The sequence below is a fragment of the Protofrankia symbiont of Coriaria ruscifolia genome (genome assembly GCF_900634745.1).
Taxonomy (GTDB): domain Bacteria; phylum Actinomycetota; class Actinomycetes; order Frankiales; family Frankiaceae; genus Protofrankia; species Protofrankia californiensis.
In genome coordinates, this window is sequence record NZ_CAAAFR010000076.1 from 1 (window position 1) to 15,433 (window position 15,433).

Annotated in this window: 13 protein-coding genes; all 13 read left to right on the top strand. The window is 68.4% G+C overall.

Going from position 1 to position 15,433, the window contains the following annotated elements:
• The first annotated feature begins 237 nt into the window (after positions 1-237).
• On the top strand, positions 238-711 hold the full coding sequence (locus CV1CTNOD_RS10880) for a hydantoinase/oxoprolinase N-terminal domain-containing protein (RefSeq protein ID WP_131785996.1): 474 nt from the start codon (positions 238-240) through the stop codon (positions 709-711).
• A 629-nt stretch (positions 712-1,340) separates the two neighbouring features.
• Positions 1,341-1,766 (top strand): hypothetical protein, encoded by a 426-nt coding sequence (locus CV1CTNOD_RS10885; protein WP_131785997.1) that lies wholly within the window; start codon positions 1,341-1,343, stop codon positions 1,764-1,766.
• Entirely contained in the window at positions 1,763-2,623 is an 861-nt protein-coding gene (locus CV1CTNOD_RS10890; protein ID WP_131785998.1) for an MlaE family ABC transporter permease, read from the top strand. The genes CV1CTNOD_RS10885 and CV1CTNOD_RS10890 overlap by 4 nt, the downstream gene beginning before the upstream one ends.
• Before the next feature lie 13 nt (positions 2,624-2,636).
• On the top strand, positions 2,637-3,509 hold the full coding sequence (locus CV1CTNOD_RS10895; protein WP_131785999.1) for an ABC transporter permease: 873 nt from the start codon (positions 2,637-2,639) through the stop codon (positions 3,507-3,509).
• An 85-nt stretch (positions 3,510-3,594) separates the two neighbouring features.
• Positions 3,595-4,380 (top strand): ATP-binding cassette domain-containing protein, encoded by a 786-nt coding sequence (locus CV1CTNOD_RS10900; RefSeq protein WP_131786008.1) that lies wholly within the window; start codon positions 3,595-3,597, stop codon positions 4,378-4,380.
• A gap of 6 nt (positions 4,381-4,386) precedes the next feature.
• Complete coding sequence (locus tag CV1CTNOD_RS10905; protein ID WP_131786000.1) at positions 4,387-5,613, top strand: MlaD family protein; 1,227 nt, start codon at positions 4,387-4,389, stop codon at positions 5,611-5,613.
• Positions 5,610-7,031: an MlaD family protein gene (locus CV1CTNOD_RS10910; protein ID WP_131786001.1), complete on the top strand. Its 1,422-nt coding sequence runs from the start codon at positions 5,610-5,612 to the stop codon at positions 7,029-7,031. The genes CV1CTNOD_RS10905 and CV1CTNOD_RS10910 overlap by 4 nt, the downstream gene beginning before the upstream one ends.
• Positions 7,031-8,323 (top strand): MlaD family protein, encoded by a 1,293-nt coding sequence (locus CV1CTNOD_RS10915; RefSeq protein WP_131786002.1) that lies wholly within the window; start codon positions 7,031-7,033, stop codon positions 8,321-8,323. Before CV1CTNOD_RS10910 ends, CV1CTNOD_RS10915 begins: the two co-directional genes overlap by 1 nt.
• Before the next feature lie 9 nt (positions 8,324-8,332).
• Positions 8,333-9,658 (top strand): MlaD family protein, encoded by a 1,326-nt coding sequence (locus tag CV1CTNOD_RS10920; protein ID WP_131786003.1) that lies wholly within the window; start codon positions 8,333-8,335, stop codon positions 9,656-9,658.
• The gene (locus CV1CTNOD_RS10925; protein ID WP_131786004.1) at positions 9,655-10,911 is read left to right on the top strand and encodes an MlaD family protein; all 1,257 of its coding nucleotides are present in this window, start codon (positions 9,655-9,657) and stop codon (positions 10,909-10,911) included. Before CV1CTNOD_RS10920 ends, CV1CTNOD_RS10925 begins: the two co-directional genes overlap by 4 nt.
• Before the next feature lie 9 nt (positions 10,912-10,920).
• Positions 10,921-12,216: an MlaD family protein gene (locus CV1CTNOD_RS10930; protein WP_165485442.1), complete on the top strand. Its 1,296-nt coding sequence runs from the start codon at positions 10,921-10,923 to the stop codon at positions 12,214-12,216.
• The gene (locus CV1CTNOD_RS10935) at positions 12,213-14,510 is read left to right on the top strand and encodes an RND transporter (RefSeq protein WP_131786005.1); all 2,298 of its coding nucleotides are present in this window, start codon (positions 12,213-12,215) and stop codon (positions 14,508-14,510) included. The genes CV1CTNOD_RS10930 and CV1CTNOD_RS10935 overlap by 4 nt, the downstream gene beginning before the upstream one ends.
• Positions 14,510-15,433: peptidylprolyl isomerase (locus CV1CTNOD_RS10940; protein ID WP_131786010.1), on the top strand; the 924-nt coding region annotated here is incomplete at its 3' end. The genes CV1CTNOD_RS10935 and CV1CTNOD_RS10940, both read left to right, overlap by 1 nt.

Below are 15,433 nucleotides of genomic sequence, written 5' to 3' on the forward strand. Positions count from 1 at the left end.
GGCCGCCATGTCCTGCTTTCCCATAACGCAACAGACCCGCTCGGACACTCCCGCACGGTGCGCTGATCGTGGCGTATGGGAGGGTGGCTTCGCGCAGGGCGCCTGACCACCCGATTCTCATCTGCTGGCTACCCGTAAGAGTGGTGCAACCACCCTTCGCCGGCTGCGATGTTGTGACCCACTTCATACGGCGATGGTGTTGTGACCCGCTTTATGTAACGAGCCGGCGGAGGGCTGATGGGAATCCTTGTCAATATCGACAACGGTGGCACGTTCACCGACGTGTGTGTGATGGATGGTGAACGCGTCGTGCATGCGAAGACGCCGACGACACCGCACGATTTAACGCAGTGTTTCGTCGACGGGTTACGGACCGTGTCCGACCGTTTGTATGGCGAAGAGAAAGCGTGTAAGACCAACGGGCTAGCACGGCCGTTGCTGATCTTCTGTAACGACGGGGACTCGGCCCGGGTCGCCAAGACCACGGCGTTGAAGACGTGGGGTTCCGGGTCGCGTGGCGGGCTGGAGGAGGGCAGCGTCGCCTACGCGTCCCCTTATGGCGCGGACGTGCTCGTCGGGATGGATGTCGGTGGGACCACCACGGACGTGTCGATCGTAGCGGACAAGGCCCTGACGATAGACGCGCACGGCCGGGTCGACTCGGTGCAGACCTCGTGGGACCGTTTCTGCTCCCAGTTGAACCGTCCATGAACGATTACCGAATGCCGGCGGTGAAAGAGGTCGGTGAGTCGCGCGGGAGAACCGCATACGTGGAATCCGACCGGAGGAAGCTGGAAACGAGGCGGTCACGTACCAAGATCCTGGACGTCCTCGCCGGCTAATATCAACGAATTGCCAACTCGGGACACGGGCTGGCCAAAGAGCGTGCGATCATGGTTTTTTCGTGTACTCGGAGTCCCCGGGGAACCCGGGCTCGCCACCGCCGGGAAGGGCCTCTTTTTGGAGAGGTAACCACCCCCCCGGGGAGATGTGATCCGGCACACAAAACGGTAGTGTTGGTTCCTGGCGCGTTGCCTCGCCGAACTGTTCCCGGCAACGCGAATACCACAGCAATCCCGATCGGCGATGGCATCACGGGAGGAGATGCTGCCGTGCTGGTCGACCTGAGATGAGCGTTATCCATGGTCATCTCATTGAAGATCTCCGGTGGCAGTTGGTGAGCCTGAGCGGGGTGGGCGTGAATGCTCGCGCCCGCGTTTCGCCTGGATTACTCGGTTGCCGGGACGGCAGCCGCGATGAACCGCGACGTGCATGCGGTCCGCCGGCTGCGGCCCTGTGCCGTCATCCGGTTCGGCACGTCGACGAAAGGAGGCATGGACATGACCAGTTCCTCGGGGAATGGCTGGCTCGATGGTGTGGACATGGCCGCCGTGGTGCGCGGGAGTTCGCGCGGATTCACCGTGCTCGTCCTCGGCGGGCTCGCCGCCCCTGCCGCGGCGACGGTGTCCGGGGCGCTCGGCGCACTGATCCTCACCGGGTCGGCCGCGGCCGCTTTCGTGGTGGCGGCACTGCGCCAGGGGACGACGACCAGCGGTGGACTGCATGGTGTGCTGGCCGCGGTCGGGGCCTATCTGCTGGTGCTCCCGCTGGTGTTGCTGGCACAGGCCGGGCGGGATCCGGCGCAGATCTCGATGACTCTTGCGGCCGCGGTGGTCGTGGGGTTCGTGGCGGGGGCGGCGGGTACCCGACGGCGATTCGGCCACAGCGAGAGCGCCGGCGTGCGGTCGGTGGGTGAGCGCGCATGAGCGTCCCGGCCACGGCCGCCCCGTCGGTTCCTGGAACCCGCCGCAGGGCACGCGGGAACAAGGCGCCGAAATGGGTTGGCGTCGCGCGGCGGCCCCTGCAGCAGGGGGGGGAGATGGTGCAGCTGGCCGGGCAGGTTCTCGGTAGCGCCATCCGCCACCCGGTGGGCTACTGGGGTGAAGTGCGCGACCAGATGTTCGACATTCTCAAGCTGTGCTGGATCCCGATGGCCGTGTCCTGCACGGCGTTCGGCTTTGCTACGCCGGGCCTGCAGGGCGGCAATATCTTCCTGCTCTTCGGCATTCCCGAGCGCCTCGGCTCCTTCTTCATCATGGCCAGCGTCCGTGAGTTCGCCCCGTGGATCAACGCGATGGTGGTCGCCGGTGTCATGGGTACCGCGATGACCGCGGACCTCGGCGCGCGCCGGATCCGTGAGGAGATCGACGCGATGGAGGTGCTCGGTGTCGATCCCGTGCGCACGCTGATCCTCCCGCGGGTGCTGGCGATCACGTTCATGACCGGGTTGCTCGACCTGGTCGCGCTCCTCTTCGGCGTGCTCGGCGGTTACCTGGCCTCGGGGTGGGTGCTCGGCGCCAACAGCAGCGCGTTCCTGGAGAACTTCTTCGCCAACGCCACCGTCACCGACGTGTGGGGCAGCGTCGTGAAGAGCACGATCTTCGGGCTGCTCATCGGAGTCGTGTGCTGTTACAAGGGCCTGCACACCGAGGGCGGGCCGATCGGGGTGGGACGCGCGGTCAACCAGGCCGTGGTCATCTCCTTCGCCGCGATCTGGATCTTCAACTACGTCTTCACGACCATCTTGCTCGGGCTCAATCCCGACATGCAGGTCTACAAGTAGAGGCCGCGCGACCATGACCACATCAGTGGACAAGCTCGACCGGGGCGGGCGACCGCGTGTCACCGCGCCGAAGCCGCAGGATACTGTGATCTCGTTGGGCGGTGTGCGGCGCGGAGTGAAGCAGGCCGTCGCCACCGGTGGCGACATCGCCCAGTTCTCCGGCAGGACCGTTCGTGACTTCGGCGATGTCCGTCACTACGCCTCGGAGGTCTTCCACCAGGCCGGCATCCTGATCCTGTCCAGCGGTCTGATCATCTGGATGATGCAGTTCGTCATAGGCAGCATGTGCGGGGTCGAGGCCAGCTACACCCTCAAGCAGATCGGTGCCCCGTTGTACTCGGGCATTTTCAACGCCTTCTGTTCGATCCGCGAGATGGCGCCGTACATGTGGGGCTACATTTTCGCGGCGAAGGTCGGCTGCGGACTGGTTGCCGAGATCGGCTCGATGCGGATCGCCGACGAGATCGACGCCATGGAGGTCATGGGCGTCAAGTCGCGTAGCTACCTGGTCGGCACCCGGATCATGGCCGCCTGGGTAGCGATGCCGTTCCTGTACACGGTCGGGCTCGGCCTCATGTACATATCGATGTACCTGGTGACCGTCGTGCAACTGGGCGGGGTGTCCGCCGGCGGCTACAACTATATCTTCTGGCTCTACCAGAACCCGCTCGACTTTCTCTATTCAATGATCAAGGTGTTGTCGATGGGCACCACGATCGTGTTCGTCAGTTGTTACTACGGCTACACCGCGAGCGGTGGATCCGTCGGGGTCGGTAAGAACACCGCGAAATCGATGATGCTGAACATGGTGCTGATCCACATCATCGGTCTGCTCACCACCCAGCTCTTCTGGGGACTCAATCCCAATGCCCCGATCGCGAACTAGCTCCGGCCGGCGGCCGCCAGGAGGTCACGTGCCCATACAGAATTCCGCCGAGATCATCCAGAATGTTCCCCTGTCCGGGTCGTCGATGGCCGCGCAGCCACCGGATCCCGGCCGCCGCGTGCACAGCATGGAAGTGCGTAACGTGCACAAGGCGTTCGGTGACTTCCATGTGCTCAGGGGGATGAACCTGAACTTCGTGGATGATGCGATCACCACGATCCTCGGCCCGTCCGGCACCGGTAAGAGCGTGATGATCAAACATCTTGTCGGGCTGCTCGAACCCGATGACGGTGAGGTTCTCATCTTCGGCAAGGATATCTGGCGGATCTCCGAGCGCGAGCGCTACGAATTACGCAAGCGATTCGGCGTGCTGTTCCAGGACGGCGCGCTGTTCGGTTCGATGAACATCTACGACAACACCGCGTTCCCGCTGCGCAAGCACACCGACATGGCCGAGTCCGAGATCTCCGACATCGTGCTGGAAAGGCTCACCGAGGTGGGCCTGGAAAGGTCGCTGACCAAGTATCCCAGCGAGGTGTCCGGCGGTATGCGCAAGCGTGCCGGTTTCGCGCGCGCGCTGGTGATGAATCCCGACATCGTGCTGTTCGACGAGCCGGACTCCGGACTGGACCCGGTACGCACGAGCCTGCTCAACGACCTGATCCTGGAGATGCACAGCCGCCACAAGGGCACCTACCTGCTGGTGACCCACGACATTCGCACGGCGCGCAAGGTCAGCGACTACGTGGGGGTGATCTGGAAGGGTCAGGTCGTGCACTACGGCGAGGCCGAGGCAGCCTTCAACTCCGACGATCCGTTTGTCCGGCAGTTCCTGTCCGGCGAATCGGCCGGGCCCCTGGGAATGGACTGACAATCGATGAGAAGGATCGGGGTGCTCGTGCTGGCCACCGTGGTCGTGCTGGCCACGGGCGGCTGGATGCTGTTCAGCAACGAATACCGGGTCGGTGTGCTGCTGGGGTCGGCGACCAACATTGTCAAGGGCGGCTCGGTGATGGTGAACGGTTTCGAGGCCGGCTCCGTCTCCGACATCAGGGCCAAGGACGGCAAGGCGTACCTCGAGCTCACACTCGACTCCGACCACGCGCCGCTGCATTCCGGCGCGACCGTTTCCGTCGCCTGGAAGGCGCTGCTCGGGGAGCGGCTGGTGGAGATCCACGACGGAGCGGCGGCCGGCCTGAAGATCCCGTCCGGGGGCATGATCGAAGGGACGATGGACCAGCCGATGGAGCTGGACCAGATCCTCAACGCGCTCGATCCCCCGGTGCGTGCCCACCTGTCGTCGCTGGTGCACGAGCTCGACGGCACGCTGCAGGGTCACGAGGGCGACGTCAAGGCCACCGTGCAGTCGGCCGGCCCCGCCCTGTCCGCCGTGGGCGGCATGCTCAAAGCCATCGGCACCGACGGCCCGGCAATCAAGAACTTGGTCGTCACCCTGAACCAGCTGACCGGAACGCTCGCGGCCCGTGACGACAACCTGCGCGGCATCATCGGCGACCTAACGCATCTGACCTCGGTGGTGGCGGGGCAGCGCCAGCAGCTCTCGGAGTCGTTGCAGAAACTGCCCGGCACGCTGGATCAGGCGAACAGCACGCTGGCCGTGGTGCCCGGCGTCGCGGACAAGGCCGTGCCGCTGCTCAACGACCTGCGTCCCGCCGCCGAGAAGCTGCCGTCGGTGTCGCGCAACCTCAGGCCGGTGCTGGCGGACCTGCGCCCGCTGGTCGCCGACCTCGGGCCGACGCTGTCGGCCGCGGACGACCTGCTGAACACCACACCCGGGCTGCTCGACCAGGCGCACGCCGCCGTACCCGGGGTCACCTCCGCGGTGAACTACCTGCAGCCGGCGTTCGCCTTCCTGCGCCCGTACACCCCGGAGGTGGTGTCGTTCCTCGCGCTGTGGGGATCGGCCTTCGGCAACTACGACGCCAACGGCCACTACGCACGGGCCCACCTGCTGACCGGCGCCAGCAGCGTCGACAACAACCCGGGCGTGCTGGCGCCCGGTCTGCGCAACGACCCCTACCCGTTGCCCGGCGCCATCGGGAACCAGCCCTGGACCGACGCCTTTGGAAGCGGTGCCCGATGACGAACCCGGCAGGAAGGAACCTGGCGCCGAGCCGCAGCCACGGATCGCCGCTCCGGCTGGTCGGGGTCGCGCTGGTGGTGCTGCTGGCCACCGCCGCCACGACCACCGGGCTGGCGGCGAACAGCGACCCGTCCACCTGGGTGGTGCACGCGAAGTTCACCGATGCCAGTCCGCTGCTGGTGGGCAACGACGTCAAGCTCAAGGGCGTCAAAGTCGGCCGGATCGCGGGCATGCGCGTGGATCCGGACGGCCATGCGGACGTGGCGATGGAGCTCGACGCGGCCGCGATGCCGCTGCACACCGACGCCCGCGCGACCGTACGTCCGGTGAGCCTGCTCGGCGAGCGCTACCTGGAGCTGGACCAGGGCGCCGCGACCGCACCGCAGCTGCCGCGGGGAGCTGTGATCCCAGCAGCCCAGACCGGGCGGAACACCGACCTTGACGAGGTGCTGAACACCCTCGACGACCCGACCGGTGAGTCCCTCGCTGCGTTGGTGACCGTCCTCGGTGAAGGCATGCAGGGCAACGGCGCCAACATCGACGCCGCCGTCAAGGCGCTCGCGCCGGCGATGCGCGACACCGATGGTCTGGCGAAGGTGCTGGACCAGCAGAACGCCCTGTTGAACAGCCTGGTGGACAATGTCGAGCCGGTCGCGGACGCACTCGCGCGCGACGACGGCAGGACCCTGGACGACCTGGTCGCCTCCACCCAGCAGCTGCTGGGTACCACGGCGACCAGGCAGCAGGTGCTCGAGCAGACTCTCTCCGAGCTTCCGGCCACGCTGCACAGCGCGCGGGCCACACTCGCCGAGCTGACGGGAACGGCGACGGCGACCGTGCCGACCCTGCGGGCGATCCGTCCCACCACCGACAACCTCAGCCAGATAAGCGCCGAGCTCGAACGGTTCACCGCCGCGGCCGATCCCGCGCTGGCGAGCCTGGACCCGGTGCTGCAGAAGGCACAGTCGCTGCTCGACGAGGCCAGACCGGTGGTCGGCACGCTGCGCGCCAGCGGGCCGGACACGGTGGCGGTCGCGTCGTCGCTCAGGCCGCTCGTCGGCAAGCTGAGCGACAACATCACCGGTGTTTTCAACTTCGTGAAGTACTGGGCGCTGACCACCAACGGGTCGGACGGGCTCTCCCACTACTTCCGCGGGATGGTCGTGGCCACCCCGGACATCCTCACCGGCCTGGTCCCCGGACTCGGCTCCAACCTCGGCGTCGGCGGTTCACCGCCACCCCTGACCACGAACCCCGGCGGTCAGCCGGTCGACCCGATGGCGCCCCAGCAGCCGGGCGGACTGGGAGGCGCCATCGGCGGTCTGCTCGCCCCGGCGCCGACCGCGGACGGCGGCGTCACCGGCCTGAGCCAGCAACAGGAGAGTGGCATGCTCGGCTTCCTGCTCGGAGGTAACTGATGGCAGGCCGGACGGCAAGCGGCTGGGCGCGCAGGCGCGCCCTCCTGCTCGGCTCCGCGCTGGTCGCGGCGTTCGTCATATCCATCTACATCGCGACCACGGCCAGCGGCGGGTTGCCCGGTACCAGCGGGCGCACCGTGAAGGCGGCCTTCGACGACGTCGGCGCGCTGCGCGCCGACGACGACGTCCGCATCGCGGGCGTCCGCGTCGGGCAGGTCAAGGACGTCCGTCTCGTCGCCGGCAAGCCGGTGGTCACGATGAGGTTCGACAAAGGCCGCAAGATATACCACGACGCCTCAGCGCTGACCGCCACGGTGGTCGCGCGTTCCGCCCTGGGCCAGAAGTACGTGGATGTCCGGCCGGGCACGCCGGGCAGCGGCGAGCTGGGCCGTGACGAGGTCATCCCGTCATCGAAGACCGGGGACGCCCAGGAACTCTCCGACGTGCTGCGGGTGCTCGACCAGCCCACGCGCGACGCCCTGGGGTCGACGCTGCGACAGGCCGGCGGCGGGCTGAGCGGCCACTCCCAGGACTTCAAGGATGTGGCCGGCGCACTGCCGCAGCTACTGCCCGATCTCGCCACGATCTCCCAGGCGCTGTCCACGGACAACGGCGCGGACCTCACCACGATGCTGCGAGCCGCGAACAGCCTGGCCCAGTCGTTCGAGGGACACCAGCAGCAACTGGCCGAGCTGACCGACCGTGTCGACACGACCCTGCGAGCGCTCGACGTCGACGACAACGCCCCACTCGGCAACACGCTGGACAAGGCCCCACAGACGCTGGTCGACGCCCGCGCCGCGCTCGACCAGCTGCGCGGGCCGCTGGCCCAGACCGGCCAGGCCATGACCGGGCTCCAACCGGGTGCCGTCGCGCTCGGCAACGCCACCAGCGACCTCCGGGGTGTGCTGCGCGAGGGCGTGCCGCCGCTGGACAAGCTCCCCGGCGTCGCGGGGCAGGCCGATCCCGTGGTGACCGACCTGACGAAGGTCTTCAGCGATGCGAAACCGCTGGCTCCGCGGCTGACCGAGGCCGTGCACAGCGCCAGCCAGCCGTTGGGTGTGCTCGCGCCGTACGCGCCGGAGGTGTCACTGTTCTTCTCCTACATGGCGGATGCGCTCTCCGACGGGGACGCCGCGGGGCACTGGCTACGGATCTACCCGGTCGTCGGCGTCGAGTCGGTGTCCGGCATTGTGCCGATCCAGGATCCGACCACGCACCGCAACGCCTACCCGGCCCCCGGACAGGCCGCCCACGACAAGAGCACTTCGGTTCTCGGGAACCGGAAGTGAGAGGCTGACATGGTCACGATCTCCAGGCGCCCGCGCCTGACCTCATTACGTCTCGGGGTGCTGTTCATCGTCATCGCGGTGCTGGCCGGCGTGGCGTTGTTCAACAAGAACCGCATCCTCACCACCGTGCGATCCGGTGAGACGTTCGACATCAACTTCACCGCCGACAACCGCCTGGCGCCCTACCGCAGTCAGGTCAAGGTGTCGTTCGTACCAGTCGGCGTGGTCACCGGTGTCAAGCAGGCCGGCGACGGCAGCGCGCTGGTCAGCGTGAAGGTGGACGACGGTATCCGCGCCAAGCTCGGGTCCGAGCCGAGCGCGGTGATCCGCCCGACCACCCTGCTCGGCGGCAACTACTTCATCGAGCTGATCCCCGGCGGCCGGCCCGGTACGTTCACCGGCACCATCCCGGTACGGCGCACGAAACTGCCGGTGGAGCTGGACAAGGTCGCCGCCGCGCTGCAGCCCTCCGCGCTCGACGGCCTGCGGGACGCGGTCGGCAATCTTGACAAGACGCTGGGTAACGATGGCCGCGAGGCAGTCGACCGCCTGGTGGCCGACGCGCCGGACACCCTGAACCCTGCCGCGGTGGTAGCCGGTGCGGCGCTGGGCAGCAACGCCGACACCGATCTGCCCCAGCTGGTGACCAACCTGGAGTCCACCGCGCGCGAGCTGATCGACAAGCAGGGCCAGCTCGACGCCGTCGTCACGGACCTGGGCACCACGACCTCGGTGCTGTCCAGGCGCGCGGCCGACGTCTCCACCGCCGTCTCCCGCCTGCCGTCCACGTTGGATTCCACCGATGCGGGCCTGGCGCGGCTGAAGACGACACTGGAGAAGCTGCGCGACACCGCCGGACCTGCGCAGCCGGTGGTGCGCACGCTGAACACCGTGCTGGCGACCGCGGACCCCGTGCTGGTCAAGGCACAGCCGGTGGTCAACCAGCTGCGCGGCCTCCTGGTCGACGCCCGCCCGCTCGTGCAGGATCTCGTTCCGGCCAGCCGGCAGGCCACCACCGTGCTCGACGACCTCAGCGGTCCCGTGCTCGACCGGGTCAACGGGCCGGTCAAGCAGTTCGTGCTCGCGCCATACCACGGCACCGGACCGTACGCGGCGGCCAGTTCGGACAAACCCGTATACCAGGAGCTGGCGTACATGTTCGCCACGCTCGCCCACAGCTCGGTGCTGTCCGACCGCAACGGGGCCACCATCGGGCTCCAGCCCGGCGTCGGCGCGGGCACGGTCGCCGGGCTGCCGGTCAGTCTCGAGCAGCTGTTCGTCCGGCTCTCCAACCAGACCGGGGTTGCGCTGCAGAAGGGAGCCCAGCCGCGATGAGCAACCGGATACAGCGTGCCCGGCGAATCTGGGAGCGGGTCGGTACCGAACCCGGTCTCAAGCGCAACGTGCTGGTGCTGGTGGGACTCATCGTGCTGGCCGGTGTCTCCGGCGGCATCATCCTCACCCACCAGCGGCTCAGCCTGCCCTGGGAGAACAAGTTCACCTTCTACGCCACTTTCGCCGGCACGCCTGGGGTGAGTCCCGGCCACGGCCAGGAGGTGCGGATCGCCGGGGTGTCAGCTGGCGAGATCACGAGCGCGGACGTCGACAACGCGGGGCACGCCCGGCTCAAGCTCTCGATCGACCCGCAATACCCGGTCTACGACAACGCACGCGTCGTCCTGCGGCCGAAGAGCCCGCTCAACGAGATGTACGTCGAGCTCAACCCCGGCTCACCGCAGGGGAAGCGACTCGCCAAGGGCGCCACGTTGTTGCTGGCGAGCTCGCAGCGGCCGATCCAGATCGACGAGGTGCTCGGCCACCTCGACGACAACGCCAGGGCCGCGCTGACCGCTCTGCTCGAGGAGTCCGACACGGCCCTGGCCTCCGCGCCGCAGGATCTCCCCGAGGGGCTGTCCGCCACCGACACGGTGGTGACCAGGCTCAAGCCGGTGCTCACCTCGCTGCAGACCCGCAGTGACACCATTCAGCGGCTGGTCACCGCGCTCAGTGAGATCTCCACGGCCATCGGCGGTGACGGTGGCCGGCTGCGCACGCTTGCCGACTCGTTGCAGACAACGTTGGGCGCGGTGGGGGAGCATAGCTCCGCGGCCGACTCAGCGCTCGCCCAGCTGCCCGATCTCACCGACCAGCTCAAGCTGGCCACCGAGGCGGTGCAGTCGCTCAGCGGGGAGCTGGACCCGACGCTGGACAATCTCAAGAGCGCCTCGTCGTCGCTGCCCGGCTCGCTGACCAAGCTCGACGGCACTCTGCGGCAGCTGGACAAGACCCTCGACCAGCTCGGCCCGGTCGTGCAGAAGGCCACCCCGGTGATCACGGACCTGCGGCCCTACGTCAGGCAGCTGAACACAGCGCTGCCTGATCTGGCGGCAAGCACCGCGCGGTTGGATCCGGTCACCTCCTCGCTCGTGTCGTACCTGCCCGACCTCGGCGGCTTCATCCTCAACAGCCGGTCGATCACGAGCCTGGCCGACGCCAACGGCGGGATCCTGCGCGCCCTGGTCCAGGTCAGCCCCAGCTCGCTGCCGATCACCGGCCTGCAGTCCCTGTCCACTCCTGCGGTGAAGTAGGCGGTCGCGGTGCGCATCCCCCATGCTGTGATGCCGGTCGTCCGGCTCGCGTTCCTGCTCACGTTCATATGCTTCTGTGCGCTGACGTTCGGGTACCTTTGGGTGAACTCGGGTGGCAAACTGCCGCTCATCTCCCAGCCGGGGTATCAGGTCGGACTGCACATGGCCAAGGTGTCCAACCTCGTCAACGACTCCGATGTGATGGTGGCGGGGGTCAAGGCCGGCAAGGTGGACACGCTCTCCGTTGACGGGGACGAGGCCGACATCGTGATGCAGCTGCACTCCGCCTTCCCGCTGCATCGGGGTGCCGTCGTGCAGGTGCGGGAGAAGACCCTCGTCAACGAGACCTTCCTGGAAATCGAGGACGGCAGCGGGCCGGTGTTGCCCAGCGGCGCCCAGCTGCCCCGTGACGCGGGCAAACCCGCGACCGAGCTGGACGACGTGCTGGCGAGCCTGGACGAGGACACCCGCGAGTCGCTCGCGAGCGGTGTGCGGTCGCTGGGCACCAGCACCGACGGCGGCAAGCAGAGCATCTCCCAGGCATTGCAGGGCCTGGGAGACCTCGGCCGCGAGGGCAGGACCGCGCTCGACGCCCTGGCCGCGCAGTCGAAGGATCTCGAGCAGGTGACCGGCTCGACAGCCACCCTGCTCGCTGCGCTCAACACCCGCCAGGGACAGATCGGCCAGCTCGTCGAGGACGCGAACCTGCTTGCGCAGTCCACATCGGACAACCGCGGTCCGGTGGAGGAGATCGTACGTAAGCTGCCCGGCCTGCTGGACACCACGAGGAACGCCACCACCGGGCTGCGCAACGTCTCCGCGGCGCTGTCCCCGGTCGCGACGAACCTCGACGCGGCCGCCCCGGACCTCTCGGCCGCGTTGACCGAGCTCCCCCAGACCTCGGCGGATCTACGCGGGCTGCTGCCCTCCCTGGACGGTGTGCTCACCGCCGCGCCGGACACCCTCACCCGGGTGCCCGCCGTCGCCGACGACCTGAACGCGCTCATCCCGAGCCTGCGGGTGGACCTGTCCGACCTCAACCCCATGCTCGGCTACCTGCAGCCCTACGGGCACGACATCGCGGCGTTCTTCACCAACTGGGCTCAGGCGGCGGCCACGGGTGACGTGAACGGCCGGATGCTTCGGATCTTCGTGGCTGTCAACGAGCAGTCGGTCAAGGGTCTCCCGCTCAACACGAACATCGGCCCCCTGAACAAGTTCAACCCCTATCCGCTGCCGGGATCGGGTGTCAATCCAGGCCCCGCGAGCAACCCGTACCCGCGTGTGATGCCGGAACCACGATGATCAGGAGGCGATTACTCGCCGCCCTCGCCGCCCTGCTGGCCGCCAGTTTCATGATCGGCGGCCTCGCGAGGAGCCGGATCGAGACCGGGATCGACTCGTTCCTGCCGGCCCACGATCGAGCCGTGGAGCAGCTCGACGAGCTGGCCTCCTCGTTCGGCGGCGACCCGATCGTGGTACTGCTGGAAAGCACGCGGCCGCGGCAGCTGTTCGACGGCGACCACCTCCACCGCCTGCTTCACCTGGAAGGGCAGCTGACCGGGCTCGGTGACGTCGCCGCGGTCTACGGGCCCGCCACGACGCTGAACCAGATCGCCGGGCAGACGCAGGATTTTCTCGCGGAGCTGTCCGGCCGCCGTGACGGCGCGCGAGCCACAGCCGAGGTCACGGCGCGCAACGCGGGCGCGACCGAGCAGAAGGCCCACGAGGCCGGCGATCGTGCGGTCGAACAGTTCGACCAGCGTTATGGCCCGCTGGTCGTGCAGGGCCTGCCCGCTGGGCTGCCGACGTTGGGCAACGACCGGTTCGTTCAGTCGGTGGTCTTCGGCCAGGGGCAGGCGCCGCGCGTCCAGTGGCGGTTCGTGGTGCCCTCGCAGAACGCGGTGGCGGTGCTGATCCGCCCACGTCAGGGCATCGACGCGGGCGCCGCGCAACGCCTGGTCGGCCGGGTGCGCGACACCGTGCACGGTGTGGGGCTGGACGACACGCGGGTGACGGTCTCCGGAGCTCCGGTGCTCGCGGCTGGCATCAGCGACCAGGTCGGCTCCGAAGCCCCGCTGCTCGGCGGCATCGCCGTCATCCTGATCGGCGCCTGCTTCCTGTTCGTGCCGTGGACCCGCCGCCGGCGCCGCCTGCTCCCGCTGGTGTCGACGCTGATCGCGATCGGCCTGACGCTGGCGGTCCTGGGCTGGCTGGGCAAGCCGCTGTCCCTGGGCGTGGTGGCGTTCCTCCCGGTGCTGCTCGGTGTCGGCAGCTACTACCCGACCTACTTCACCCGCAACGCCCGGCGCAGGGTCGTGCTGACTGTCGCCGCCGCCACTTCGGCGAGTTTCGCGACGTTGCTCATCTCGCCGCTGCCGTTCGTACGCGACCTCGGCCTGACACTGTCGCTCGGCGTGCTCGTCTCCGCCGGTCTCGGCGCGCTCCTGCCGGCCAGGCTGGCAGCGGCGGCTCCACCCGCTGAGTCCATACTCGCGTCCGTACCCGCTGACTCCGTACCCGCCGGGCGCGATCCGGCCGGTGTGCCCGGATCGCGCCGCCGCGGGGCCGTGCTCGTCGCGGCGGTGGCCGTGACCGTCGCCGCGGCCGGGTGGGTGGCGCTGCCGTCGCTGCGGCTCAACAGCGACTTCGAATCGTTGGCGGCCGGGGCGTCCACCCTGAACGACGCACGGCACGTCGAGAGCGTCGTCGGCTCCTCCGGTGAGCTCTCCGTGGTGCTGCGCGGGGTGGACGTCACCAGCCCGGTGGCGGTGGAGTGGATGCGCGCCACCCAGCAGCGTCTCATCACCGATCACGGCGACCAGCTGCGTCCGGTGGTCTCACCGCCCACGCTGCTGCAGTTCCTCGGGCCGGACAGCACGTCCGAGCAGATCGACGCGGCGCTGCGGCTGCTGCCGCCCTATCTGGCCGGTTCGGTGATCCGCGGCGACCACCAGGTCGCCACCATGGTCTTCGGGGTCCGCATGGATGACCTCGACGCGCTGCGGGCGTTGCGCGACGACATCGGCCGCACTCTCATCCCGCCACCGGGATTCCAGGTGGAGATCACCGGACTGTCCATGGTCGCGGTGCGAGGCCAGGAACTGCTCTCCTCCGAGAGGCTGCTCGGCAACCTGCTCGGGATCTCCGCGGCGGCCGCCGTGCTCGCGGTAGGGCTGCGCCGTCGCGGCGACGCCCTACGCGCGCTGGCGGCCGCGGCACTGGCGACCGGCGCCGGGCTGTTCCTGCTGTGGGTCCTCGGCATCCCACTGAGCCCGATCACCGTGGCGCTGGGCTCGCTGACCGCCGCGGTGGGATGCGAGTTCACCGTGCTGCTGAGCGAATCGACCCGCCGGGGCGGACGCGCGCTGCACACCCCGGTGCTGCTGGCGGCCACCACCTCGGCGGTCGGCTATCTGGTCCTCGCCGCCTCCGACCTCGCCGTGATCCGGCAGTTCGGGGTGCTGCTCGCCGGCGCGGTGGGTCTCGCGCTCGCCGCAGCGGGGGTGGTCGTGGCGGTGACGCGTCCCCGATCCTCCGGTACGCGGCCCGAATCCGGGTCACGCCCGGTAGCGCACGAGTTGGTTGGAGTGAAGTGATGCCTGCCGAAGTCGACACCGAGGTCGAACCGGACGTCCTGCCCGAAAACACTGACGTCCTGACCGAAGAAAGCGGGGAGAGCGGGGAGAAGAGCGCCGGCGAGCCCGCAGGGGAGAAGGCCCGTGCTGAGGGTACCGGGGATGCTGAGGGCAGCGGGGATGCTGAGGGCAGCGCAGAGGACGCCGACGACTCCCCTGCGGATGGACGTTCGCCGGCGGATGAACGCTCGCGTCTGCGCCGTGTCACCGGCCGGATTCGCCTGCCCCGCTCGCTGCGAGGGCGCGTCGTGCTGGCGGTCGTCCTGGCCGTGCTGCTCGGTGGTGGGGTGAGTGGCTACCGGTGGCATTCGTCCACCACGCTGCCGGCCGGCGTCGCTTTCCGGGTCGGCGATCAGGACGTCAGCGTCGACGAGCTCAACCACAAGGCCGACACGTTACGTGCCCTCTATGGGATCCAGGCCCCGACAGATCCCGCCACACTCGACACCTTTCGCCGTGATGTCGCCAAGTCTCACGCGGTCAGCATCATCCTCGACAAGGCCGCCGCCGACGCGAAGATCGTGATTGCGGACAAGATGGCGCAGGACGCCCTGGGCCGGTTCATCGAGCAGCAGTTCGGCAACGGCAGCGATGCCAGGGAGCGGTTCGTGCAGGCGCTCGGCACTGTCGGTACCAACGAGCAGGCGGTGCTCACAGAGATCAAGCGCCAGCTTGCCATCAACCAGCTCTTCCAGCGCACCGCCGGGACCCCCGCGATCTCCGACGCCGAGCTGCACACCCAGTTCGACCAGCACAAGGATCAGCTCGCCACCCCGGAACGCCGCGACCTGCGCAACATCGTCGTGTCGTCGCAGGCCGAAGCCGACCAGGTCGTGCGGGACGCCGCCGCCGGCACGCCGTTCGAGCTTCTCGCCCAGCAGCGC